A 25,727-nucleotide genomic window follows, 5' to 3' on the forward strand; every position below is an offset into this window, starting at 1 on the left:
GGCGGCCATCATCCTGCCAAGCCTCACGCAGTAGGCCATCCGTTCATCGGACGAGATCAAGATGCGGCACGCTCTGAACGCGCATTCGTAGCGGTCGAACACGAATGAAGCCAGAACGCCAAGCTTGCCTAATGAACAAGGCCTCAATCTTCTTCCTTTGCGATGTGCTTTGCGGTGAGCTCCAAGGAGTTTGCAGGCGAGACAGTTCGCTTTCCAATGAGAGGCGATTTGAGCCATCTCCATCACAGTTCGGCTCTCACGACTTCTCAGTAGCAGCAACCGAACTTGGTGGTCTAGGCCGTACCAAAACGGGCGGTTCTTACACTCCCAGTTGAGATCAATTCAGCGCAGATTGGCGGAGCGGGAAACACAAATTTCCTGAATTTCATAGCCAATTTGAGATTGACCCATGATCACCCTTCGTACATCACCCTTCGATTTGCTGGATCGCCTGGAGCAGCAAGTTTCACAAGCTGAGCGCGTTCCTGCTGCTGAAGTGATCGAAACCAACGCCAGCTACACCGTGCGGCTGGAATTGCCAGGCGTTGACCACGACTCCATTGATGTCAAAGCCACGGATCGTTCGCTTGTGATCAGCGCTGAACGACAACCCACCATCTCCGCTGAAGACAACACCCCCCCAACCGAGACAGACGCAGCCTCAAACGCAAATGCGCAGCAACTGCTCAGCGAGTTCCGGACGGGAACGTGGAGTCGCAGTTTTCGCTTCGCCAAGCCACTCGATCGCGACCAATTGGAAGCCTCCTATCGCGACGGCATTCTTGAGATCAGGGCGGCAAAAAGCGACAACCGCACCACCGTGTCTGTGAAGGTGGAAAGCTGAAACAGAGGTGAACGCCTGTTCAAGAGCACGCGTACAACGGACGCACACAACGGAAAAGAGGTATCGGGCTCCTCGCCATGGCGGGGGGCCTTTTTTAAGGGAATAACCAAGACGGTGAAAGGTCCAGAGATCAACGAGAAAAACCTGCTCGATAAAATCCATGGCTGTTCCGTCGATTGACCGACGGGCTTCTGGAGGATGCAAGCCATGCAACGACGGCAGCTGCTTCGCCGCGGTGGTCAGGCGGCAGCGGCAGCGGCAGGGACCGCAGCTTTGAGTGCCTGCACGATCCGCCGAGCGGAAGAGACGCGCGCCAGCGGCCTACCGCAAGTGCGCTGGCGCATGGCCACCAGCTGGCCTATCTCCCTCGACACCATCTATGGAGGTGCCGTCACCATCTGCCAACGCGTCGAGGAGATGAGTGGTGGAGCCTTCCGCATTGAACCGTTTGCAGCAGGGGAAATCGTCCCGGGCTTGGAAGTGCTGGATGCCGTGCAAGCCCGTTCCGTTGAATGCGGCCACACCGCGAGTTACTACTACATCGGCAAAAACCCAGCCTTTGCCTTTGGGACAGCGGTGCCGTTTGGCTTGTCTGCCCAACAGCAAAACACCTGGTTGTATTACGGCGGCGGCAACGAAGCCATGAACGCCCTGTTTGCCGATTTCGGAGTGATGAGCTTCCCTGCTGGAAACACAGGCGGGCAGCTGGGGGGTTGGTTTAAAAAACCGGTCGAGAACCTGGCATCCCTTCAGGGCTTAAAAATGCGCATCCCCGGGCTGGGGGGGAAGGTGATGGCCAAATTGGGCGTGAACGTCCAGGTGCTTCCTGGGGGCGAGATTTACCTGGCTCTAGAGCGAGGCACCATCGATGCCGCCGAATTCACCGGCCCCTACGACGATGAAAAGCTTGGCTTAGCCAAAGCCGCTAAGCACTATTACTACCCCGGTTGGTGGGAGCCAGGTCCCACCTTGATGGCGCTTGTGAACCGCAAAGCCTGGTCCAACCTGCCGAAGGAGTATCAAGCCATGTTCAGCACGGCCTGCTACGAAGCCAACCTGGGAATGTTGAGTGATTACGAGCGGCGGAACAGCGAAGCTCTGCAACGCATCACCCGCCAAGGCATCAAGCTCGAGCGCTACAGCGACGACATCCTGAAGGCGGCCCGTCGCGCTAGCGCGGAGATTTTTAAAGAGCTCGCGGATGCGGATGCCGGGTTCAGAGATCTATTGGAACGCTGGCGCCTCTTCCGCCGTGAGGCCAGAACCTGGAACAACATCAATGAATTACCGCTTGCTGAATTTGATGACAGCAGCGAGGGAGATCAGCCAGGAGATCAGCGATGAACGATCGCTTGGCAGGTCTCGTGCGCATGCTCGACGGGCTGAATGCCGCCGCAGCATGGCTAGCGCGCTGGGCAGTGTTGCTGATGCTCGCTATCGGCTTCTGGAATGTGGTGGGGCGGTATGTGGGATCAGCGATCGGAATCAACCTCAGCAGCAATGGCCTGATCGAAGCCCAGTGGTATTTGTTTGCCCTAATTTTTCTGCTCGGACTGGGCTGGACGCTGCAAAAAGGCGGCCACGTTCGCGTTGATGTCCTGCAAAACCGCTGGAGCCCCCGCCGCCGGGATCGCCAAGAGCTCAGCTCTTTACTGCTGTTATTGCTGCCCTTCGCCTTTGGCGTGATGGCCTTATCGATCGCACCGGCACTACGCGCTTGGAGTATTGGAGAGATGTCTCCCGATCCGGGTGGCTTACCCCGCACATGGTTAAAGACTCTGATCCCAGTGGGGTTTCTGTTGCTGGGCCTCCAAGGAGTTGCGGAAGCCTTGCGGCTGCGCTGGAAGCTGATGCATGGGGATGAGCCATCCGATGGTCAACAACCAAGCCAGGGAGGCCCGGGCCTGTGATTGAAATTGAATCCATGGGTTGGGTGCTGAGTTTCGACCCCTCAGCGGTCCTCGCACCCGGGATGTTTCTGGCCCTGATCGTGGCCCTGCTGAGTGGATTCCCCGTGGCCTTCTGCCTGGGAGGCATCGGCGTGATTTTCGCGCTGTTGGGGATGCTCAGCGGCGAAATCGAAGCTCAATTCGTGAGCGCGCTGCCCCAACGGATTTTGGGAGTCATGGGCAACTTCACGTTGCTGGCGATCCCCGCTTTCGTGTTTATGGGGTCGATGCTGGAAAGTTCGGGCATCGCCGAACGCTTGCTCGAAAGCATGGGTCGCCTGCTGGGGCGCGTCCGCGGCGGACTGGCCCTCGCCGTGGTGCTCGTTGGCTCACTCCTTGCCGCCACCACCGGTGTGGTCGCGGCAACGGTCACCACCATGGGAATGATTTCTCTGCCAGCCATGTTGAAGGCTGGCTACGACAAAACGCTTGCCACGGGCGTGATCGTGGCATCGGGAACCCTGGGGCAGATCATCCCTCCAAGCATCGTGCTCGTCGTCCTCGGCGATCAGTTGGGAATCTCGGTTGGAGACCTCTTCATGGGCGCCTTGCTTCCTGGCCTGTTGATGGCGGCGGTGTTTGCGATCTATGTGCTGGTCATCAGTGCACTGAAGCCCGAACTCGCACCCCAACGTCCTCAAGCTGAACTGGGCGCCACCCAGCCGCTGCAGCTGGTGCAATCGATGCTGCCGCCCTTGTCCTTAATCCTGATCGTGCTGGGGAGCATCTTTTTCGGCATCGCCACCCCAACGGAAGCGGGCGTGATTGGTGCGGTAGGCGCAATCCTTCTGGCCGCTCTCAATGGAGGCTTCAGCCGCAAGCAACTCTCCAACGTGTGCGAAAGCACGATGAGAACCACGGCCATGGTGATGGCCATCCTGCTGGGATCCACCGCCTTCAGTCTTGTCTTCCGCGGCGTCGGCGGCGATCAACTCATTGCTGACGTGCTCCTCAACCTCCCGGGAGGTCGGGTTGGATTCCTGGTGTTCAGCATGCTGATCATCTTTTTGCTCGGCTTCTTCATCGATTTCTTTGAAATCGCATTCATTGCAGTGCCGTTGCTTTTACCAGCAGCGCGGCAGCTGCTGGGCCCCGATGCTCTGATCTGGTTTGGCGTGATGATCGGGGCCAATCTGCAAACGTCCTTTCTCACCCCACCCTTCGGATTCGCTCTCTTCTATCTCCGCGGCGTTGCACCCAAGGAGGTGAAAACCCGGGATATCTATCGGGGGGCCTTGCCTTTTGTTGGCTTGCAGGTGGCCGTTTTGGCTTTGATCATCGCCGTTCCAGGATTAGTGGACTGGTTACCTCGCCTTACAGCTGCGATGACACCTGGACCATTGGCCTGACGTTCTCCGTAGAGTTCAGGTCAGCGAGTAACTGCTATGGCCACCTCCAGCTTGAAGCCATCAGTGACTGCATCCAGCACCAGTCCGAGGCTCTCCCTTCAATCGGAAGTAATTGCGGCTGACAGCAGCACGATTCGCTCCCTCGACTGGGAGCGAAGTCGTTTTGATATTGAATTTGGCCTGCGCAACGGCACCACCTACAACGCGTTTCTGGTGCGGGGTGAACGCACCGCCCTGATTGATACGAGTCACGCCAAATTTCGGGACACCTGGTTGCCGCTCTTAAAGGAGCAAATCGATCCCAAACAGATCGATTACCTGATCGTGAGCCATACCGAACCAGACCACTCAGGGCTGATTGGCGACCTGATTGACCTGAACCCTGAGATCGAAATTGTTGGATCGAAGGTTGCGATTCAATTCCTAAACGACCAGGTCCATCGTCCGTTCCGCTCTCGAGCCGTCAAAAGCGGAGAAGAGCTCGATCTCGGCATCAATCCTGAGAGCGGCGTGCAGCATCGCTTTGAGTTTTTAAGCGCACCCAACCTGCACTGGCCAGACACGATTTTTTCGTTTGATCACGGCAGTGGGATTCTCTACACCTGCGATGCCTTTGGGCTGCACTACTGCTCAGAAGAGGTCTTTGACAGCGACCCTGGCGCCATTGCCCCGGATTTCCGCTTCTACTACGACTGCTTGATGGGGCCCAATGCCCGCAGCGTGCTTCAAGCCCTCAAGCGCATGGATGGGCTGCCCGAGATCAACACGATCGCAGTGGGTCATGGCCCTTTGCTTCGCCACCACCTCAGCCACTGGATCAACGATTACCGCGAATGGAGCGGGCAACGCAATAAGGGCGAAAGTTACGCAGCGGTCTGTTATTTGAGTCAATACGGCTTCTGTGATCGCCTGAGTCAGGCGATCGCCCACGGGATTGGCAAGACCGACGCCCAGGTTCAACTTGTGGATCTACGCGCCACCGATGCCCAAGAGCTCACAGCCCTAATCAGTGACGCCAAGGCCGTGGTGGTTCCCACCTGGCCAGCGAAGGCAGATGCTGAACTGCAAAGCAGCATCGGGACCTTGTTGGCTGCCCTAAACGGCAAACAACTCGTGGGCGTCTATGACGCTTTTGGTGGAGATGACGAGCCGATCGATTCCGTGGCAGGACAGCTACGCAGTCAGGGACAGAAAGAGGCCTTTTCCCCCCTGCGCATTCGCCAGCTTCCTCAAGGTGGCGATTACCAGCGCTGCGAAGAATCAGGCACGGACCTAGGCCAACTCTTAACGCGCGACAAAACGATCGCAGCCATGAAGAGCTTGGATGGCGATCTCGATAAAGCGCTAGGCCGTCTCAGCGGCGGGCTTTATGTGGTGACTGCCAGCCAGGGCGATGGCGACAGCCTGCGCCGTAGCGCGATGGTCGCGAGCTGGGTCAGTCAGGCCAGTTTCACCCCACCAGGTATCACGGTGGCCGTGGCCAAAGACAGGGCAATCGAGGCTCTGATGCAGGTTGGCGACCAATTTGTGCTGAATATCCTCCGCGAGGAGAACCATCAACAACTTCTCAGACATTTTCTCAAGCGATTCCCACCCGGCGCCGATCGTTTTGCTGGCATCAATGTGCTGGAGGAAGAGGCCGAAGGCGGTCCCGTCCTCGGAGACGCACTGGCCTACCTGGGTTGCCGCGTGGAACAACGCATGGAAGGCCCCGATCACTGGGTGATCTACGCCGTGGTGGAACAGGGGAACGTGGCTGATGCCAATGCGATGACCGCCGTCCATCACCGCAAAGTAGGGAACCACTACTAATGGCAACATCGAACCTCGAGGCCCCTGCAGCAACGACGCGGCAAGTGATCAGCCTGCCCATCGATGACGGACTCACTTGCCTGCGGGGACTGAGTCCTCAACGGCTCCGATTCGAATTGGAATATGCGCTGGAGCGGGGCAGCACCGCCAACAGTTTTCTGTTTGATGCCGGCACGGATGGCGAGGGCCAGCGTCAAAGCGCACTCCTGGTGCATCCTCCCGGCAAGGCCTATGAGAAGGCATTCCTCCCGGCTCTTGCCGGCCTGCTTCCCGCCGAAACCACCGCACTCAAGGTGGTGGTTGGCCACGTCAATCCCAACAGGGTGGCGCTGCTCCGCGATCTGGCCAGCCTGTATCCCGAGCTCGAACTGGTTGCCTCCAACGCTGGAGCCAAGCTCTTAGGAGAACTCTGGTCACAACGCAAACCTGCACCCCCGGGACAGGAGAGCGAACAGCCAGAGATCCCGGACCTGCCAGCCATCCAGGTGATCCGCCAAGAGCAAACCCTCTCTCTCAGCCATCGGCACCAGCTTCAACTCGTTCCCGCTCCAACCCCCAGATGGCCTGGGGGTTTGCTGGCGTTTGAAGAATCCCTCGGACTTCTGATGAGCGGCAAGCTGTTTTCGGCGCACATCTGTACCCATGAATGGGCTGAATCGGGTCGCAGTGCAACGGAAGAAGAGCGGCGTCACTTTTATGACTGCCTCATGGCACCGATGGCAGGCCAAGTGGACTCCCTGGTGGAACGCCTCGAAGAGCTGGACATCACCACGGTGGCGCCGGGTCACGGTCCAGCCATCGACACCAGCTGGCGCAGTTTGTTCAATGACTACAGGCGCTGGGGCGAAAGCCAACAGCAAGCCAGCTTGTCGGTGGCCCTGCTGTTTGCCAGTGCTTACGGAAACACGGCTGCCATTGCTGATGCTTTAGCTCAGGGTGTTGGCCGCACTGGGATTCGCATCACCAGCCTCAACTGTGAGTTCACACCTCCCGACGAACTCATCAACACGATCAACCAAGCAGACGGCATTTTGATCGGCTCACCAACGCTCGGCGGCCATGCGCCAACCCCGATCGTCTCCGCCTTAGGGACACTTCTTGCCGAGGGGGACCGCAGTAAGCCCGTGGGCGTTTTTGGCAGCTTTGGCTGGAGCGGTGAAGCCATCGACCTGCTGGAGAACAAGCTTCGTGACGGCGGATTTCACTTTGCATTCGACCCCATCCGGGTGAAGTTCAGCCCCGATGCAGCGATGATTCGAACCCTGGAAGAAACCGGCACCCGGTTCGGTCGCGAGTTGCATCGAGAGCAACGCAAACAGCAGCGACGTAGCGGCGGCGGGCTCAGTGAAAGCCGCAGTGATCCTGCCGTTCTTGCCCTCGGTCGGGTCGTGGGATCCCTCTGCGTTCTCACCGCGCGCAAGGGTGAACTCTCCGGCGCCATGATTGCGAGCTGGGTCACCCAAGCCAGTTTCACGCCACCGGGATTCACCGTGGCCGTTGCGAAAGATCGAGCCGTTGAAGCCCTCCTGCATATCGGCGATTGCTTTGCCTTAAACGTGCTCGCCGAAGGGCGCGAGAGCGGGCCCATGAAGCAATTCCTGCAACCGTTTGAGCCTGGAGCAGATCGCTTTGCCGGCCTGGAATTGAAAGCCAGTCCACGGGAACAGCCCTTGCTGCCAGACGCCTTGGCCTGGATGGAAGCAACGGTGAAACAACGCATGGAATGCGGCGATCACTGGCTGATTTACGCCGAGGTCTCCCATGGAGGCGTGCTCGATTCCGAAAGCGGCACGGCGGTGCATCAGCGGCGCAGCGGCGCGAACTACTAACGGACTCCGCGAAGCAAGCGCATCAACCCTGAGCCTTAACTCATAGTGAGTATGAGATAGGGCTAGTATCAAATGATCGGCTCATCAATCTATGGATCTTTCCAAGCCTTCCACCCAGGCCAACATCGAAGCGGCCTTTGGCGGCGAAAGCATGGCCAATCGCAAGTACCTGTTTTTTGCCGATGTCGCCAAGAAACTCGGCCGCAGCGATCTCGCCAAACTCTTCCGCGACACCGCCGCCCAAGAAACAGAGCACGCCTTTGCTCACTTTCGGCTGCTCCATCCGGAGCTCGTAGTCAGCGACCCCAGTGCACTCAGCGACGACGACAAACAGGTCTTGCTCAGCCGCTGCCTTGAGCTTGCCATCGAAGGCGAAACCTACGAATACACCACGATGTATCCGGAGTTTGCTGCGCAAGCCCGCAACGATCGTGATCACGGAGCTGAAGCGGAGTTCGAGGAACAGACCAGCGAATCCAAAGAACACGCAGGAATCTTTAAAACTGCAGCCAAAAACTTTGGCTTGCTCACGCCTATCGAGCAGCACCATGCCGAGTCCTATGGCGTTGCCCTCCAAGCCCTTCAAGGCAAGGGCCAAGCGGGACAGGCCGATGAGCCGGTAGCCGGAAAATGGATCTGCAAGGTGTGCTCGATGATTTATGACCCTGCAGAGGGCGATCCCGACTCCGGAATTGAGCCCGGCACACCGTTTGAAGCGATTCCAGATGATTGGTCCTGCCCGATTTGTGGTGTTCGCAAAGCCAGCTTCGTGCCTTACCGGGAAGCGGAATTAAAGGCCGCCTGACGTTCTGCGACGGCAGCCATGCCCTGGACACAAAGACATCAGGCAAAATTCAGCGTCATGGTGGAAAGTCTGGGCATGGGCAAAGCAAACACAAGCGATGTGCTGGTGATCACCGCCAGCAACGGCGAAAACCTCAAGCTGGCCCAGCGCTTCGTTGAGATGGCAGGAAGCCTGGGCCAATCAGCCAACCTGCTCGATCTCACGACCATCGACCTGCCCTTGTTCACCCCAAGAGCTCAAGAGCAGGTCACTCCGGAGGCGATTGCCCCGCTCGAGGCCCAACTCAAAGCCGCCCCCCGCTGGGTGATCTGCGCACCGGAATACAACGGCTCGATTCCGCCCTGCCTCACCAACGCCATTGCCTGGCTGTCTGTGCAAGGCGACGACTTCCGGGCGCTCTTCAACAGTCGGCCGATCGCAATCGCCACCTTCTCAGGAGGCGGAGGCATGGAACTTCTCCTCTCTCTTCGCATCCAGCTCACCCACCTCGGAGCGGAGGTTGTGGGTCGTCAATTGCTCAGCAATCACTCCAAACCAGCCAAAGACGACAGCATTCAGGACCTGCTGCATCGCCTAGGACAAAAACAACCGATTCAATGACTACGGCCCACAGCACAAACCAGCCAACGCTGGTGTTCCGTCCAGCCCAAGAACGCTTTCACAGCGTTCGCAACTGGCTTGAGTCTTGGCATAGCTTTTCGTTCGCCGGTCATCACGATCCCAACTGGATGGGATTCGGCCCCCTCCTTGTGATCAATGACGACACGATTTCTGCAGGACGGGGTTTTGGCATGCATTCCCATCGCGACATGGAAATCATCACGGTGATGATCGAGGGGGAACTCCAACATCAGGATTCGGCCGGAAACAGCGGCGTGATTCAGGCTGGAGATGTGCAGCGGATGAGCGCCGGAACCGGAATCATGCACAGCGAAATCAATGCAAGCGCAAAACCCTGCCGATTGCTGCAGATCTGGATCGAACCCAATCATCAAGGACTCGAGCCTGCCTATGAGCAACGCAGGATTGCCATCACCGATCAACACTGGATCCCTGTTCTAGATCCAAACAACAGCAAAGCCATGGCGATTGCGCGACCAGTTCAGCTCTGGCGCCTAAAGCTTGCTCAAAGCGAAAGCATTCCACTTCCAGAACTCGCCTATCCACAGGCCTGGATTCAGATGATCAAAGGCAAGATCTCAATCTCAGGCGAAATCGCAGCATCCCAATCAGATCTTGTCCAAGGCGATGGACTTGGATTTCATCCAAGCCAAGCAGGCATCCGCCACATTCATTCCTCAAGCAATCAAACCGACTTACTCCTATTTGGGCTGAACTAATACAGAGCCATTATTGGTACAGCAAGCCCAAGACATTTGTTGTATCAAATGCCATCAAAGCGACTCACATCAAAGCTTTGTTATGCCGAATGCATGGACGGATAATCAAAAACATTCAAACACTGACAATCAAAAAGCGAAATCTAAAGAAAATCACCTGCTAGCACTTAATTTTATTTTTTTGCCTTGAAATAACGTACATAACCACTCATCAACCCAAGCATCCATGGGATTCCTTGGTAAACCACAATTCGCAGTGCGCTACCGCGGATTTATTTTGATGCAACAACCGAATCAGAGCTGGTTGGTTCGGCCAGAACGAAGCCCAATGCAACTTCTCCCGTTTAGGACAACCATTTGTTCTCTTGAAGATGCGAAATCCCTTGTGGACTGGAAACTAGAAACCAGTCAAGACTTAAGAGAAGTTGCCTAATTAAAAACTGTTTTAAGCCGCTTGTGGAGGGGTTGGAGATCCATGGGGCTGCAATGGCAACACCAACGTTGCCCAACGCTCTGGACGTTCGGGGCGTACGCGACGGGAACGCCTCACTCCAAAAGGAACACGCACCACGTTGGTGCCCTCAATCACGAGAGTGTGGCCTCTGCCTAATGCTGCCTGGAGGCACTCGGGGAGCTCAGGCAACTGAAGAGAATCGCCTGCTGCAGTTGGAGTTAGCGCTCCTTGACCGTGAATGTTGGAAATGTCGCTGCTCATGTTGTCTCCTGAGACGGAGCAATTGCCGATCAGTGTGCAAACAGGTCAGCATGCGTGGTTGGAATCGAAACGTTTATTTCCGATTTCCGTGAACTTAACGCATTGCAAGGGGTTCGGCCATCTCTTCAACGCTTGGACAGGTGCAAATCAAATTTCGATCGCCATAGGCATTGTCGATGCGTGCCACGGAAGGCCAAAACTTGTTGCTGGCCTGTTCAGGAAGTGGAAATGCAGCCTGCTGCCGGCTATAGGGGCGATCCCAGCTATCCGCTGTGACTGCAGCCAAAGTGTGCGGTGCACGGCGCAGAGGATTGTTCTCCCGATCACTGGATCCGTCTTCGATTGCTGCGGCTTCAGCGCGGATGGCAATCATCGCGTCGCAAAAGCGATCCAGCTCTTCCAAGCTCTCGCTTTCCGTGGGTTCCACCATCACCGTGCCCGCCACAGGCCAACTCACCGTTGGGGCGTGAAAGCCAAAGTCCATCAAGCGTTTCGCCAGATCATCCACTTCCAATCCAGCAGTTCGCTTCAAGCCCCGCAGATCAAGGATGCATTCATGGGCCACCAGGCCACTCTCCCCTCGGAACAGCACGGGGTAGTGCGCATCCAAGCGACTCGCTAAGTAATTAGCGGAGAGAAGGGCGATCGCCGTGGCCTGACGCAGGCCAAAAGGGCCCATCAAACGCAAATACATCCAGCTGATTGGCAAGATGCCCGCACTTCCCCAAGGGGCAGCAGACACGGCCTGAATGGCCTGCTCTCCACCACAGTCCATTAGGGGATGTCCTGGCAAAAACGGCAGCAGATGCGCTGCCACTCCAATCGGACCGACCCCTGGCCCACCACCACCGTGAGGAATGCAGAAGGTCTTGTGCAAATTCAGATGGCAGACATCAGCCCCAAAGGCGCCAGGCCTGCAAAGCCCCACCTGCGCATTCAAGTTGGCCCCATCGAGATACACCTGCCCTCCATGCTCATGAACAAGCGCGCAGATTTCGCGAATCCGCACCTCAAACACGCCGTGCGTTGAGGGATAGGTGACCATCAAGGCCGCGAGAGATGCGCTGTGCTGCTCCGCTTTGGCGCGCAGATCCTCCACATCCACATTCCCCTCGTCATCACAGGCCACCGGCACCACGCGCATGCCCGCCATGACGGCGCTCGCTGGATTGGTGCCATGGGCACTCGTTGGAATCAAGCACACATTTCTAGACGCCTCGCCGCGGGAGCGATGCCAGGCGCGAATCACAAGCAGACCTGCGTATTCACCCTGCGATCCGGCATTGGGCTGGAGCGACACACCGGCAAAACCTGTGAGTGCCGCCAACCAGGTTGAGAGGTCTTGAACCATCCGCTGGGACCCCTGCTGCTGCTCGAGCGGAGCGAAGGGATGCATCGCCGCAAACTCCCGCCAACTCACAGGCACAAGCTCAGAAGCCGCATTGAGCTTCATGGTGCAACTCCCCAGGGGAATCATTCCGTGCACCAAGGAAAGATCCTTACTCACCAATCGCTGGATGTAGCGCATCAGCTCGGTTTCACTGTGGTAACGGTGAAACACCGACTGTTGAAGCCAGGGCGCTTGGCGAGAGGGAACGCCACTTAAAGGAGCATCCGTGCTCAGCTCACCGAGATCCGTTGGGACTGGAGCCTCCACCGCTTGTGCCAAAACCGCGATGAGACGCTTGATTTCGTCCGAATCCGAGAGTTCATCCAGGCTGATTCCAAAGCCCTTAGCCGTCTCGAATGAGGCTCCGTCCGGCAAGACACGGAGATTGATGCCTTCGCGTGCTGCCAGGCGATGGACCTGGGGAGCCATCGATCCGTAGACATCAAAACTGTCAAAACGAGGCGTGGCCTCAAGCGAATAGCCCAACTGACGCACCGCCTGTTCAAGCTGAAGGCGTAGTGCCACAAGCTTGTGAGCCATCGCTTCCAGCCCTTCAGGGCCGTGATGGATGGCATAAAACGACGCCATCACAGCCAGCAGCACTTGGGCCGTACAAATATTGCTCGTGGCTTTGTCGCGTCGGATGTGCTGCTCGCGGGTCTGCAAGGCCAACCGAAACGCTGGCTGGCCATCAGCATCGCGAGACTGGCCGACAATCCGGCCAGGCACCTGGCGGCGAAACGCATCGCGGGTGGCAAAAAAGGCGGCATGGGGACCGCCACCGCCCATGGGCACTCCAAAACGCTGGGTGCTGCCAACAGCGATGTCGGCGCCCAGCTCACCAACGGGTGCAAGCAACACCTGGGCCAGGGGGTCGACCGCGACGGTGACAAGGGCACCGCTGTCATGGGCAGCAGCGATGCAGGCGGAGGGATCCCAAAGCCGCCCACAACGTCCTGGCAATTGGAGCAACACCCCAAAGACATCGTCTCCCCAGCGGAACGACTCGGGCTCCACCACATCCAGCTCCACCCCAATCGGTAGGGCCCTGGTTTGCAACACGGCCAAGGTCTGGGGCAACACAGCTGCGTCCACCAAAAAGCGCTTGGCCTGCGGCCGGCGACAGGCGGCAAAGCTCAGGCCCATCGCTTCTGCCGCGGCAGTGCCTTCATCGAGGAGCGAGGCGTTAGCGATCGGCAAGCCAGTGAGCTCACTGATCAGGGTCTGGAAATTGAACAACGCTTCCAGGCGACCCTGAGCGATTTCAGCTTGGTAGGGCGTGTAGGCCGTGTACCAAGAGGGGTTTTCGAGCACCTGACGCTGAATGACCGCTGGCGTCACGGTGTCGTAGTAACCAAGACCAATCAGCGATCGCCTGAGCTGATTGGCGTCAGCCAAGCCACGCAGCTCCGCCAGAGCACTGGCTTCCGTACACCCTCGGGGAAGGTCCTCAACAGGAGGAAGTGCATCAAAAATATTGGCCGGAACAACCGCACGCAGAAAGGAATCGAGATCCTCAAATCCCAGCGCCTTCAACATCCGTTGTTGCGCCTGATCCCCGGGTCCGACATGCCGGCTCACGAATGGAGACAGGGTCTCTGCCACCGACGCGTCAGACACACGCTGTTCAAGCAAGGTCAAAAGGCCGGGTGCAGGGACAGCGACTGTAAGGAAGTCCCCGCGGCATTGACGGCCTAATCAAGCCTCGGTTAGGCAGCCGCCACCTTGGCGGAGTAGGTCGCTGAATCCATCAACTCCCCAATCTGGGCTGGATCTGACGGGCGGATGACCAAGAGCCAACCCTCCCCATGAGGATCGTTTTGAAGCTCCTCAGGATTGGCCAACACCGCTTCATTGCGCTGCACCACTTCGCCCGTAATCGGCGCGTACATCTCCTCAACGGCTTTCACCGATTCCACCGTTCCAAAGCTGGTTCCGCGGCTGAGCTCAGACCCCAGCTCAGGCACATCCACAAACACAATGTCGCCGAGCTGATCCACGGCGTAGGCGCTCAGGCCAACCCGCACGAGCTCCGCTTCCTGCCGGACATATTCATGACTGTCGGCGAACCGAAACTGGTCGGGAAAGTCGAAGGCCATCGGGCCAGGAGATGCGGTTGTCACCCAGTCTGCGCCAGATCAACCCAACCTGCCGTCCGCAACGCGCAAAGGGCCTTGATCAGTGCCAGTTCGACATGGGCGCGATGGGTTCCGCCTTGCACGTAAAGATTGAAGGGCTCTCGCAGGGGAGCATCTGCCGAAAATTCACTGGTGCTGCCATCGATGAAGGTGCCGCCGGCCATCACCAAATCACTGACATAACCAGGCATCGGCCCTGGCACCGGGTCGAGATAGGACCCCACTGGCGAGATCCCCTGGAAGGCCCGACAAATCACTTTCAAAGCGTCTGGGTCTCCGATCTGCACCGCCTGAATCAGGTCACTGCGTGGCTCCCCTGCAGAGGGCTGCACTGGATAGCCCAGATCAGCAAACACAGCCGCCACCAAATCAGCACCAATTAAGGCTTCCGCCACCATCTGCGGCGCAAGAAACAAGCCCTGCAACAGCAGGCGATGCAGGTCAAAACCACTGCCGCCCTCGCTCCCAATCCCTGGAGCCGTGAGCCTGCAACAAGCCTGTTCCACCAGCGAGGCTCTACCTGCCACGTAACCGCCGGCGGGAGCGATTGTGCCACCGAGATTTTTTATGAGTGAGCCGGCCACCAGATCGGCACCGACCTCAGGAGGCTCCCGCTCTTCCACCAGCTCTCCATAACAGTTGTCGACGAAACAAACGCAATCGGGCTGCCGCTGATGAATGCGCTCACAAAGGCGTTCAATCGTGTCGATGGAGAGCGATGGCCGCCAGCTGTAGCCACAGCTGCGCTGAATCAACACCAGCCGGCGGGGGGTTTCTAACGCCGCATCCAATGCAGCCTCATCGACCGCTCCAGAGTTGAGCAGGGGAAGTTCCTCGTAGTGCACTCCGAAGTCCCGGAGAGAGCCCTGCCCCTCTCCCCTCAGACCAATCACCTCTTCAAGGGTGTCGTAAGGACGACCCGTAATCGAGAGCATCCGCTCTCCAGGGCGCAACACCCCGAACAAAGCGGCGGCAATCGCATGGGTGCCACTCACAAATTGAAGTCGCACTGCCGCGGCTTCAGCACCCAGCACCCTGGCAAACACGCGATCGAGCACCTCTCGCCCTTGATCGCCATGGCCATAACCACTTACAGACGCGAAATGCTGGGTCCCAACGCGCTCAGCAGCGAAGGCATTCAGCACCTTTTCCAAGCGCACCGACACGCCCGCCGTGCGTTGCTCTGCCATGGGCCTGAGCCGATCTCTCGCTTGCCGAATGCGCGCTTTTGCCCACTGCTCAGCGCTCGCAGCATCCGTTGCGCCATCCCCAGGATTTGAATCCATCTGTCCTTATTCGCACTTTTTGTGCTCAGTTCTTTTACATTCGCATCTTCCAGCCGACTCAAGATTCGCCGATTTCTCGTCGTCTGAATCTCTAGAACCGGTGCAAGGAGACTCTTTTGGTTACATCCACCCCGGCTGACGCCAGCACCCAACGCGAGCTGCGCATGCGCGCAGCTGTGATGGCCCCGCGTCAGACGCTCCCCTCAACACAGCGCCGCCTTAAAGGTGGGACCACCAGCTTCATGGTGGTGATCCACGTGCTGGCAACGGTGGCCTTACTCCCACGCTTTTGGAGCTGGCAGGGGTTAGTTGCCTTCGGCGTTCTGTATTGGATGACCGTGCTTGGCGTCACCCTCGGCCTGCACCGGCTTGTGGCGCACCGCAGCTTTGAAGTGCCCGGCTGGCTGGAGCGGGTTCTCGTTGTGATGGGCACGCTGGCCTGCCAAAGCGGACCGATCGATTGGGTGGCTCTCCATCGCCACCATCACCGCTTTTCCGATCAGCCCAATGATCATCACGATGCAGGACGGGGCCTGTGGTGGAGTCACAGCGAGTGGATGCTGCATGACATTCCTGCTCTCAAAGAAAAGCATCGCTATGCGGGCGATCTTCTGAACGATCGTTTCTACGTGTGGCTCGACCGCTGGTTTTTAGTGCTTCAAATCCCACTGGGATTAGCGCTGTATTGGTACGGAGAGGCCGCAGGAATTCACGGAGGTGGTGTTGGCCTCGTTCTATGGGCCATCCCTTTGCGTCTTGCTGTGGTGTATCACGTGACTTGGCTGGTGAATTCCGCCACTCACGCGTTTGGCTACCGGAACTTCAACAGTCCTGATCTGTCACGCAACTGCTGGTGGGTGGCGGTGCTGTCCTTTGGAGAGGGCTGGCACAACAACCACCATGCCTATCCAGATAGCGCGCGCCACGGCTTGCGCTGGTTCGAATTTGACATCACCTGGATGCACATCCGCCTGCTGCGCAGACTCGGACTCACCCGCAAAGTGCGCCAAGCCCGCTATTCCGGCTGATCGCTCAGGGTTGCCTTAAAGGGGAGGCGACGCCGCAATTCATCAAGAAATGCGGCTGGCGTCGCCCCGTTTTGACCATCCAGCGAGAGATAGGTGGCGTGGAGATCGAGAAACTCCCCATCAAGCTCCTCAGCTGAGTAATCACGCAGACCGGCCATGACGGCAGCGAAGCGTTCACGCCGTTGGGTTTTGCCAACCGGATAGGCGCTCATCAATTGATCGCGACACTGACGCCAGGACTGCCCTCGGCAGAGGCAATCGGCGAGCGCTGCACTCAAAGCGGCCGCTTCCATCGGATCAATGCGCCAATCGAAACCCGGTGGCAAAGGGGCAAGGCCTACAAAAATCTCCAATAACTGGCCTGCCCCCAACGGCTTGCCGTTGGCACTGATCACGGGCACAGCGCTCACTTTGAGCACCTTGAGCAGATCGGGATGCACCTCGGCGAGATGCTCTTGGATCGGATCCAAGCCTGCATCGAGGATCGCATTGGCCTGCCCGAGAGCCAGAAACACCTCGGGGCCGGGAGAGGCGAGCTTGCCGTTGCGCAAGTTCGAGATTTGGGAGTTGTGAACACGGCCGAGATCAAGGGCATCAGCGAGGGCTGGCAACACCTTGTGAGACCAGCCATTGCGCTCGTGCCAGACATGGATCAAGTGCGCCATCGCCCGACGGCCCTCATCGAGCCGATCCCGGTAACCCTTGGTCACACGATCAGAAACGGCTTCCCCCTTGGTCACTTGATACGGATCCTTATTGGGTGTAGTTTATGGACATCAAGCGGATTAGGCATGGTTTCAAGCACGATCAGAACTCCGTCGCCACCCAGTCGGCCGGCAGCTTCGCACCTGGCAGCAGCTCAAGCAAGACTTCTTCATCGTCCACGCAAGGGACAGCCTGCGGCCAGCCCTAAAAATCACCAGCATTCCGTCACGATTGGATTCATGATCGTGATCCACGCCCTCGCGGTCGTGGCCCTTCTGCCTGGCTTCTGGAGCTGGCCTGCTGTGACCAGCCTGCTGGTTCTGTACTGGGTCACGGCCTGCCTCGGCGTCACCCTTGGCTATCACCGCCTGCTCACGCACCGATCCTTCCGCCTACCGCAGTGGCTGGAACGATTTTTCGCAACCTGCGGCGCCCTGAGCTGCCAACACGGCCCGATCGACTGGGTGGGGCTGCACCGGCATCACCACAAGTTTTCCGATACAGATGCGGATCATCACAACAGCCATCGCGGCTTCTGGTGGAGCCACATGGGTTGGATGTTCCACCCGATCGAGGCCATGCCTGCGGTGCCCCGTCTCACCGGCGATCTTGTGGGCGATCCCTATTACCGCTGGCTGAATGCCCACTTCCTCTGGCTCCAGCTCCCCCTTGGCTTGCTGTTGTTCTGGATCGGCACCGCGACAGGCGCCGGCGGTTGGGCCCTGGTGTTGTGGGGAATTCCCTTGCGCTTAGTGGTCGTGTATCACGTCACCTGGCTTGTGAACTCCGCCACCCATTGCTGGGGCAATGTTGTCTTCGACAGCGGTGATGCCTCACGCAATAACAAATGGGTCGCAGCGCTCACCTTCGGTGAGGGCTGGCACAACAATCATCACGCCTTCCCCCATTCCGCACGCCATGGCATGCAGCCTGGTCAGATCGATCTCACCTGGGAACACATCCGCTTGATGCGCGCCTTAGGGCTCGCCACCAAGGTTCGCCTACCGGTCGCGTCGTAAACTTCGCAATCGCTTCTCATCGTCAACCTCTTCTAAATCGCCATGGCCAAGCGCGTACAAGTCGTACTCAATGAGGACATCCTCAGCCTGGGCCGCAATGGCGATCTGGTTGACGTTGCCCCCGGATACGCCCGCAACTTCCTGCTTCCCTTCGGAAAAGCTGTTCCCGTCACCCCAGCGGTGATGAAGCAGGTGGAGCACCGCAGGGCGAAAGAGGCCGAGCGTCAAGCCACCCTCAAGCAGGACGCTGTGGCGTTCCGCACCGCCCTCGACACGATCGGGCGCTTCACCGTGAAGAAGCAAACCGGTGGAGACGACGTGCTGTTTGGCACCGTGACCAATGGCGATGTCGCCGAAGCGATCGAAGCAGCCACCAAGAAAGAAGTGGATCGCCGCGATATCACCGTTCCCGATATCCACCGCACGGGCTCCTACAAGGTGCACGTGAAGCTGCACAGCGAAGTCACAGCAGAAATCAATCTCGAAGTTGTTAGCTATTGATGCTTGGCATGGCCTCACGGCCAGCCAGAGTGTGATGACTTAACGGCGCCAAATCACTTCCATGGCGAGTGTCTCCCAACCCGATCACAGCGCGAGTGAAGGTGGGGGACAGCGGGGCTACGGCAAGGGCCGTCAACGCGATGAGCCCAATTTCGAAGCCCTCCCCGACTCGCTTCCGCCCCAGAACCTGGAAGCGGAAGAAGCGGTTTTGGGTGGGATCTTGTTGGATCCCGATGCGATCAGCCGGGTTGCCGACGTGCTCCAACCTGAGGCGTTTTATCTAGGAGCCCACCGGGAGATCTTCCGCACCGCGGTGATGCTCCATAGCCAGGGCAAACCCACAGATCTCACGGCGATGACCGCCTGGCTGGCGGATACGGGATCGCTCGAGAAGGTTGGCGGTAGCGGCCGCTTGGTGGAGCTGGTGGAACGGGTGGCCTCCACGGCCTCGATCGAACAGGTGGCCAGGCTGGTGATGGATAAGTTCCTGCGCCGGCAGCTGATCCGCTCGGGCAATGAGGTAATTCAGCTGGGCTTTGACCAAAGCCTGCCGATGGAACAGGTGCTGGATCAAGCCGAACAGAAGATTTTTGCGATTAGCCAGGAGAAACCATCCAAAGGCCTCACGCCCACCGCCGAAATCCTCACCAGCACCTTCAACGAGATCGAAAGCCGGTCACTTGGCACCTCGGTGGCAGGCATTCCGGTGAACTTCTACGACCTGGATGCGATGACCCAAGGCCTGCAGCGCAGTGACCTGATCATCGTGGCGGGCCGCCCAGCGATGGGCAAAACCTCGATCGTGCTCAACCTCGCCAAAAACGTGGCGCAATTGCACAACCTCCCGGTGTGCATGTTCAGCTTGGAGATGAGCAAAGAACAGCTCACCTACCGGCTGCTCTCGATGGAGGTTGGCATCGAAGCGGGAAGACTGCGCACCGGCCGTCTGCAACAGGAGGAATGGCCCTTGCTGGGCCAAGGCATCAACACCCTGGGGCAATTACCGATGTACATCGATGACAAGCCCAACTCAGGGGTGCTCGAGATGCGCTCTCTCTGCCGGCGGCTGATGGCCGAACAGGGAAAAGAACTGGGCCTGGTGGTGATTGATTACCTGCAGCTGATGGAAGGATCAACCCCAGACAATCGCGTCCAGGAAATCTCGCGGATTACGCGGGGCCTCAAGGGCATGGCCCGCGAACTGAACGTGCCGGTAATCGCCCTCTCTCAGCTCAGCCGCGGGGTGGAATCACGCACCAACAAACGACCGATGCTCAGCGACCTACGCGAATCAGGCTCGATTGAGCAAGACGCCGACCTGGTGTTGATGATCTACCGCGACGAGTACTACAACCCTGAAACCCCAGACCGAGGCATCACCGAAGTAATCGTGACCAAGCACCGCAACGGACCAGTGGGCACCGTAAAACTGCTGTTCGAACCGCAGTTCACCCGCTTCCGCAACCTGGCGGCGTAATCCAATCGAGCCGCTCTCAAAGAAGGATTTCAGCTCATCGACTGGTTTGATCCGAATCGTGCAAAAAAAGACGTCTTCCCCCATTTGGGGGATACACCTTGCGGCAACCTTTCTGAGAATGAGCTGAGAAGCCAATGAGACCTTGCCCTCAACCTCCGCACTGTTAAAAGGCAACAATGCCCTTGCGGGGGGAAACCAAAAGACGGTCTGCGCGGCTCAGCGCACATCAAGCAACCTCAAGACGCCGAAAGACAGCGAATCAGATCACCGACGAAGACAAACAAGCCGTCTCGTTGCGACCAATCACAACATTAACGATGTTGACTGGCTCCAAGGTCTGAATGAACAGATCACCTGGATCCAAGGTGATCCGATCCATGAAATATCAAATCAATTAAGGCAGAGAAATCAAGCAGGAATAGAAACAAGCGAACTACACATTATTGCCCACGGCAATAATGGCGATATCAAGCTCGGCAATACATTACTCACGAAACAATATTTAGAGAAGTCAGCCCAGCTCCTTCAAAGCTGGAAACTTGAAGCCATTTATTTATGGAGCTGCGAAGCAGGACTCAATGCGAAGCTAATAACAGCTCTAAAAGATTGCACAGAGGCTGAGGTTTATACCAGCAAATCTAGAATCAGCAGAGAGCACCCAAATATTTCCAACGGAGTAGGAAGGATAGCTTCGCTCGAAGAGCTAATCGGACAGAAGCAACTCAGGCAATGGGAAAATTCATTGTTTGCAGCGCCGTTTTTAGGAAAAGCCGCTTCAAGCTACGAAGAAATAACTATATCCGTAGACACAATATCTGCTTACTTATCATCGCCACCGCCTGGCTTAACAGTCTCAGCGCAGACTCTAGTTGACGATGGAGCCGGCAATATCAGCCTGTCTTCAGCATCGACCAGCCACATTTCAATAGTAGATGCGCCATCAGTAAAGGGATTCGGGGTAACAGGAGACATTGCTAGTGGCGACACACGAGAACTTGGGTATCACAACTCTTCAGGATTATCGGAAAAAATAACACTTGAATTCGATGAGATTGTTCCTGAAATTGGCTTTGCCACTTCCTGGCTTGCGGATGTAGAGGGAGATGGCATTTACAAAATGTATCGAGATGGAGTTTTAGTAAAAACTGGAGCTGTTGATGGCGAAACTGATCAAATAGATCCAGACGTCACTCTTTCAAGTGATGATGGATATGGATTCGATAAAATTGAGTTCACAGCAAATGGATTTGACAATGACTACCTCATTCATAAAATTATTTATGATGCACCAAAAGCTAACAACGCTGCAACCGCAAGCGTTAACGAATTAGATGATGCTTCGAGTCAAGATATTGCAAGCCAGACGGGAAGCCTAACTGTCAGCGACTCCGACAATTCAGGAACAATCACTGCTTCAATTGTTGGCGACCCAATTATTACTCTTAATGGAAGCTCTTACACATTACCGGCTTCAGCCAATGCCCTGACAGCAGATGGCGCAATGTCCATATCTCCTACTTCCCAGACGTGGGGAGGATCATGGACTCCAATAACATGGACTTATAACCCTGCTTCGGCAGATCTTGATTTTATACCTGCCGGGCAAGATCTTGTCATTGGCTATGACATTCGTGTTAACGATGGAACCAACAACAGCAACACAGTACGCGTTGAATTCACTATCGTTGGTGAAAACGATGCTCCATCAATCTCGGACGCAACTTACACACTAGACGAAGACACTGCAGCTGGAACAATTTTTCATGACACAGATGAAGATTCAACTGGCAATGATACAGATATCGAATCTGAAACCATCACTTATTCAATTACAGCAGGTAATCCAGATGGCATTTTTTCGATCGACAGCAATACCGGAGAAATCTTTATCGCAGCCGGTCAATCACTTGACTACGAAACAGACGACCAACATATTTTAACGGTAAAAGCCTCTGACTCAACAGAGAGCAACACTGCAAATGTCACGGTAAATGTTGACAACGTTCGGCCCAAAATTGCCATCAGCTCTGATGTCTCCTCGCTAAAAGCTGGCGAGACCGCTGCGATCTCCTTCACCCTTTCAGAAACATCAACCAACTTCATCGAATCAGATATCACCGTTAACGGCGGCGAACTCTCAAACTTCTCTGGCTCTGGCACCTCCTATTCCGCCACTTTCACGCCAACAGCTGACAGCACTTCCGAAGGAGTGATTCACGTCGCCAATGACAAATTCTCTGATGGTGCTGGCGACAACAACCAAGACGAATCCGATGCCAATAACACTGTCACCCTCACCATTGACACCAACAGCATCACAATTGAGCAAACCGAGAATTCTCAGAAAGAAAAAATCACAACCCCTAAAGATTTAAATGAATCCTTTGATTCAGGTCAAACGAGCACAGCCACGCCAATACCTACCATAACGAATAAAGAGAGCAATCAATTACTTTCTACATTTGGCTCAGACATACTAACGAATTATTATGAATTTCAGCCAAAGACATTATTTGCACAATACAATTCATTACTGGGAGATAGCGGTGGCGGTGGCGGCCAAATCCCCAATCCACCTAGCGACGGCGGAACTGGCCAAGAAAGAGGAGTAAGAATTATTGCCAATTCTTTCTGCTCGACATTAGACGACAGCATCATTCAACATGATGCATCTACGAATGACACATTTTTTGTAGTCCTCACAGGTGCGCCGACCAGCGGCGTCAAAGTTTCCTTAAAAGCACCAGACTCGCTCCAGGGAATACTCTCAAGTGATGAATTATATTTCACATCAGAAAATTGGAATATACCTCAAAAAGTTACATTCTCGCCAGAATCCTTAAGGGTATCAACCAAAGACGAAAGATTTAAACTTATTGCCATAGCAAGCCAAGAAGGCGGATACACGGGCAAAGAGCAAGATTCAGCAATTTTCAACAACTCAGAAAAGTCAATCAAGCAAGCATCAACAGAAATCAAACGCGCCGAAAACCCTAAAGAAGATCTTGTCAACTTAGACGTCGAAAGAATAACTGTTCACGAAGAGCTAAGCCCTATGTTTACGATTCTACGAATCATATCTTTCCCAGCGGTCGTCTTTATAAGTTTTGCCCTAAACAGCATTGAGAGATTTCAATCAGACATTCCTCCCTCAAATCAATCCATAGATCAAAATAACAAACATCAGCAAACTTCTACATTCCAAACAAAACCGATTGAGGCCAATCATTTGAATGGAATCGGGAGTGAATCAGATTTCCACTTAGTTAACAGCAGTCAAGATTACGCAAGCGCTAGCTCACTACTATTAGCTCAAATGAGCCAGGCCACTGATTGTTATTTTTAAGGATGAAGCCGCAAGACTGATAAGCAAATGCGGCATAGATTCAAATTAACGATTCGCCTAGCCCCTAACTCTCCATTCCTAGCTCTACCTACTAACAGAATCTTTTACCAAGACAGATTCTTCCAAAGACCAAAGCGCATTTAAGTTTAAAGTGAGTTGCGCAAAATCAGTCATTAATTGTGCAGGCAGAGACTTCAGCCACTCACTGTCCCACCAGATGATTGGGATAATGAACTGATGATCGTCAGCACTGCCCCCACCGAAGTCTTCGACGTGATCGTCGTAGGGGGCGGTCATGCCGGTTGTGAAGCAGCTATTACGGCTGCTCGCTTGGGGCTGAATACCGCCCTATTCACCCTCAATCTCGACCGAATCGCCTGGCAGCCCTGCAATCCCGCCGTTGGTGGTCCGGCCAAAAGCCAACTCGTGCATGAAGTGGATGCCCTCGGTGGCGTGATCGGACGCCTTGCCGATGCCACAGCCATTCAAAAACGAGTACTCAACGCCAGCCGCGGCCCTGCCGTCTGGGCCCTGCGTGCCCAGACCGACAAACGCCATTACTCCCGGGAGATGCTGAAGCTGCTGCATCACACCCCCAACCTGGCCCTGCGCGAAGCAATGGTGACCGGCTTGGAAGTGGATGGGGATCCAAAGCAAGCCGGCCAGGCACGAATCACAGGGATTCGTACTTACTTCGGCAGTGTGTACGGCGCCCAAGCCGTGGTGCTCACCGCTGGCACTTTCCTTGGCGGTCGCATCTGGGTGGGCCATCAATCGATGTCTGCCGGGCGCGCTGGCGAACAGGCTGCTGAAGGTCTAACCGACGCCTTGAAGCAGCTGGGCTTCCACACCGATCGACTCAAAACCGGCACCCCTGCCCGCGTTGATCGCCGCAGCATTGCGCTCGACCAATTGGAAGCGCAACCAAGCGATGCCGCTGATCGCTTCTTTTCGTTTGACCCAACGGCCTGGGCCAGCGGCGAACAGATGAGCTGTCACATCACCCGCACCACAGCGGCAACCCATCAACTGATCAAAGACAACCTGCATCTCACTGCGATTTACGGCGGCATCATCGATAGCAAAGGTCCGCGCTATTGCCCCTCGATCGAAGACAAGATTGTGCGCTTTGCCGACAAAGAATCCCACCAAATCTTCCTCGAGCCAGAAGGACGCGACACCCCAGAGATTTACGTGCAGGGCTTTTCTACGGGATTACCTGAAACGATCCAACTGGACCTGCTGCGCACCCTCCCTGGCTTGGAGCACTGCGTGATGCTTCGGCCGGCCTATTCCGTGGATTACGACTACCTGCCAGCCACCCAACTCAAACCCTCCCTGGAAACCAAACGGGTACGCGGTCTGTTTAGTGCCGGGCAACTTAACGGCACCACTGGCTACGAGGAAGCCGCGGCCCAAGGCCTGGTGGCTGGCCTCAACGTCGCCCGACTGATCGGAGATCAGGAGCCCGTGCACTTCCCCAGGGAAAACAGCTACATCGGCACGATGATCGACGATCTGGTTAGCCAAGACTTGCGCGAGCCTTACCGGGTGCTGACCAGCCGCAGTGAATACCGTTTGGTGTTGCGTGGTGATAACGCCGACCGGCGTCTCACCCCCCTGGGCCGTGAGCTTGGACTGATTGACGACCGGCGTTGGCAGCTGTTCAACGACAAGCTCCAGGCCATGGACAACGAAAAACAGCGCCTTGAGACGGTTCGCCTCAAAGTCAGCGACCCAGTCGCCCCCACCATTGAGAAAGAAAGCGGGGCTCCGATCAGAGGCTCGATCACACTCGCGGACCTATTGCGTCGATCAGGGGTCCACAGCTCTGATCTCGTGCGCCATGGCCTGGCCGATCCCGCACTTCCCCTAGCGGTGCGGGAGGGCGCGGAAATCGACATTAAATACAGCGGCTACCTGCAGCGCCAGCAACAACAGATCGATCAAGTGAAACGCCAAAGCCTGCGCAAACTCCCCGCCGATCTCGATTACGCCAGCATCGGCACCTTGTCGCGGGAGGCGCGCGAAAAGCTCACGGCCATTCAACCCACCACGTTGGGCCAGGCCACCCATATTCCTGGCGTCAGCCCAGCAGATCTCACCGCCCTGCTGCTTTGGCTCGAGCTGCAAAAACGCCGATCCCAAAAGAGTGAGGGTCTCGCCAGCGGCGCCAACTCTCGATAACTTTGCT

21 protein-coding genes are annotated in these 25,727 nt (G+C 56.4%); 16 read left to right on the top strand and 5 right to left on the bottom strand.

Annotated elements, in window-relative coordinates; all coding sequences use genetic code 11:
• Positions 1-409: 409 nt before the first annotated feature.
• The 10 genes from SynMVIR181_RS12465 to SynMVIR181_RS13375 all read left to right on the top strand — a co-directional run bounded on the left by SynMVIR181_RS12465 (position 410) and on the right by SynMVIR181_RS13375 (position 10,361).
• On the top strand, positions 410-844 hold the full coding sequence (locus SynMVIR181_RS12465; protein ID WP_186589449.1) for an Hsp20/alpha crystallin family protein: 435 nt from the start codon (positions 410-412) through the stop codon (positions 842-844).
• Positions 845-1,051: 207 nt separating this feature from the next.
• Entirely contained in the window at positions 1,052-2,188 is a 1,137-nt protein-coding gene (locus SynMVIR181_RS12470) for a TRAP transporter substrate-binding protein (protein ID WP_186589450.1), read from the top strand.
• The gene (locus tag SynMVIR181_RS12475) at positions 2,185-2,754 is read left to right on the top strand and encodes a TRAP transporter small permease subunit (RefSeq protein WP_186589451.1); all 570 of its coding nucleotides are present in this window, start codon (positions 2,185-2,187) and stop codon (positions 2,752-2,754) included. The genes SynMVIR181_RS12470 and SynMVIR181_RS12475 overlap by 4 nt, the downstream gene beginning before the upstream one ends.
• Positions 2,755-2,768: 14 nt before the next feature.
• On the top strand, positions 2,769-4,142 hold the full coding sequence (locus tag SynMVIR181_RS12480; RefSeq protein ID WP_186589452.1) for a TRAP transporter large permease subunit: 1,374 nt from the start codon (positions 2,769-2,771) through the stop codon (positions 4,140-4,142).
• 36 nt (positions 4,143-4,178) lie between these two features.
• Positions 4,179-5,954 carry a diflavin flavoprotein gene (locus tag SynMVIR181_RS12485; RefSeq protein ID WP_186589453.1) on the top strand — a complete coding sequence of 592 codons (1,776 nt, stop codon included), beginning with the start codon at positions 4,179-4,181 and terminating at the stop codon, positions 5,952-5,954.
• A complete protein-coding gene (locus SynMVIR181_RS12490; protein WP_186589454.1) occupies positions 5,954-7,783 on the top strand; it encodes a diflavin flavoprotein in 1,830 nt (609 codons plus the stop codon). The genes SynMVIR181_RS12485 and SynMVIR181_RS12490 overlap by 1 nt, the downstream gene beginning before the upstream one ends.
• Before the next feature lie 91 nt (positions 7,784-7,874).
• Entirely contained in the window at positions 7,875-8,588 is a 714-nt protein-coding gene (locus SynMVIR181_RS13425; RefSeq protein WP_186589455.1) for a rubrerythrin family protein, read from the top strand.
• Between the two features lie 57 nt (positions 8,589-8,645).
• Entirely contained in the window at positions 8,646-9,188 is a 543-nt protein-coding gene (locus SynMVIR181_RS12500; protein ID WP_186589456.1) for an NADPH-dependent FMN reductase, read from the top strand.
• On the top strand, positions 9,185-9,928 hold the full coding sequence (locus SynMVIR181_RS12505; RefSeq protein WP_186589457.1) for a pirin-like bicupin family protein: 744 nt from the start codon (positions 9,185-9,187) through the stop codon (positions 9,926-9,928). The genes SynMVIR181_RS12500 and SynMVIR181_RS12505 overlap by 4 nt, the downstream gene beginning before the upstream one ends.
• A 226-nt stretch (positions 9,929-10,154) precedes the next feature.
• Entirely contained in the window at positions 10,155-10,361 is a 207-nt protein-coding gene (locus SynMVIR181_RS13375) for a hypothetical protein (RefSeq protein ID WP_255444316.1), read from the top strand.
• A gap of 12 nt (positions 10,362-10,373) precedes the next feature.
• On the opposite strand, the gene SynMVIR181_RS12510 is transcribed toward SynMVIR181_RS13375, so the two are convergent.
• The 4 genes from SynMVIR181_RS12510 to SynMVIR181_RS12525 all read right to left on the bottom strand — a co-directional run bounded on the left by SynMVIR181_RS12510 (position 10,374) and on the right by SynMVIR181_RS12525 (position 15,457).
• Entirely contained in the window at positions 10,374-10,643 is a 270-nt protein-coding gene (locus tag SynMVIR181_RS12510; protein WP_186589458.1) for a hypothetical protein, read from the bottom strand.
• Between the two features lie 94 nt (positions 10,644-10,737).
• Positions 10,738-13,674 carry an aminomethyl-transferring glycine dehydrogenase gene (gcvP, locus tag SynMVIR181_RS12515; RefSeq protein ID WP_186589459.1) on the bottom strand — a complete coding sequence of 979 codons (2,937 nt, stop codon included), beginning with the start codon at positions 13,672-13,674 and terminating at the stop codon, positions 10,738-10,740.
• 68 nt (positions 13,675-13,742) lie between these two features.
• Entirely contained in the window at positions 13,743-14,132 is a 390-nt protein-coding gene (gcvH, locus tag SynMVIR181_RS12520) for a glycine cleavage system protein GcvH (RefSeq protein WP_186525673.1), read from the bottom strand.
• Positions 14,133-14,152: 20 nt separating this feature from the next.
• A complete protein-coding gene (locus SynMVIR181_RS12525) occupies positions 14,153-15,457 on the bottom strand; it encodes a methionine gamma-lyase family protein (protein WP_186589460.1) in 1,305 nt (434 codons plus the stop codon).
• Between the two features lie 164 nt (positions 15,458-15,621).
• Between SynMVIR181_RS12525 and SynMVIR181_RS12530 the strand changes: the two genes are divergently transcribed.
• Entirely contained in the window at positions 15,622-16,485 is an 864-nt protein-coding gene (locus SynMVIR181_RS12530) for an acyl-CoA desaturase (protein ID WP_370586593.1), read from the top strand.
• On the opposite strand, the gene SynMVIR181_RS12535 is transcribed toward SynMVIR181_RS12530, so the two are convergent.
• Entirely contained in the window at positions 16,473-17,195 is a 723-nt protein-coding gene (locus tag SynMVIR181_RS12535) for a hypothetical protein (RefSeq protein ID WP_370593855.1), read from the bottom strand. The two genes, SynMVIR181_RS12530 and SynMVIR181_RS12535, sit on opposite strands and share 13 nt — an antisense overlap.
• Positions 17,196-17,276: 81 nt before the next feature.
• On the opposite strand from SynMVIR181_RS12535, the gene SynMVIR181_RS12540 reads away from it, so the two are divergent.
• From SynMVIR181_RS12540 to mnmG, 5 genes are all read left to right on the top strand, one after another.
• Positions 17,277-18,209, top strand: a complete 933-nt coding sequence (locus tag SynMVIR181_RS12540) for a fatty acid desaturase (RefSeq protein ID WP_186524110.1) — start codon at positions 17,277-17,279, stop codon at positions 18,207-18,209.
• A gap of 42 nt (positions 18,210-18,251) precedes the next feature.
• Positions 18,252-18,710: a 50S ribosomal protein L9 gene (gene rplI / locus SynMVIR181_RS12545; RefSeq protein WP_186589462.1), complete on the top strand. Its 459-nt coding sequence runs from the start codon at positions 18,252-18,254 to the stop codon at positions 18,708-18,710.
• Between the two features lie 61 nt (positions 18,711-18,771).
• On the top strand, positions 18,772-20,187 hold the full coding sequence (gene dnaB / locus SynMVIR181_RS12550; protein ID WP_186589463.1) for a replicative DNA helicase: 1,416 nt from the start codon (positions 18,772-18,774) through the stop codon (positions 20,185-20,187).
• 142 nt (positions 20,188-20,329) lie between these two features.
• Positions 20,330-23,533: an Ig-like domain-containing protein gene (locus SynMVIR181_RS12555; RefSeq protein ID WP_186589464.1), complete on the top strand. Its 3,204-nt coding sequence runs from the start codon at positions 20,330-20,332 to the stop codon at positions 23,531-23,533.
• A 237-nt stretch (positions 23,534-23,770) separates the two neighbouring features.
• On the top strand, positions 23,771-25,720 hold the full coding sequence (mnmG, locus tag SynMVIR181_RS12560; protein WP_186589465.1) for a tRNA uridine-5-carboxymethylaminomethyl(34) synthesis enzyme MnmG: 1,950 nt from the start codon (positions 23,771-23,773) through the stop codon (positions 25,718-25,720).
• Positions 25,721-25,727 lie beyond the last annotated feature (7 nt).

Origin of the sequence: Synechococcus sp. MVIR-18-1 (assembly GCF_014279835.1) — a bacterium.
In the GTDB taxonomy this organism is placed as follows: Bacteria; Cyanobacteriota; Cyanobacteriia; order PCC-6307; family Cyanobiaceae; genus Synechococcus_C.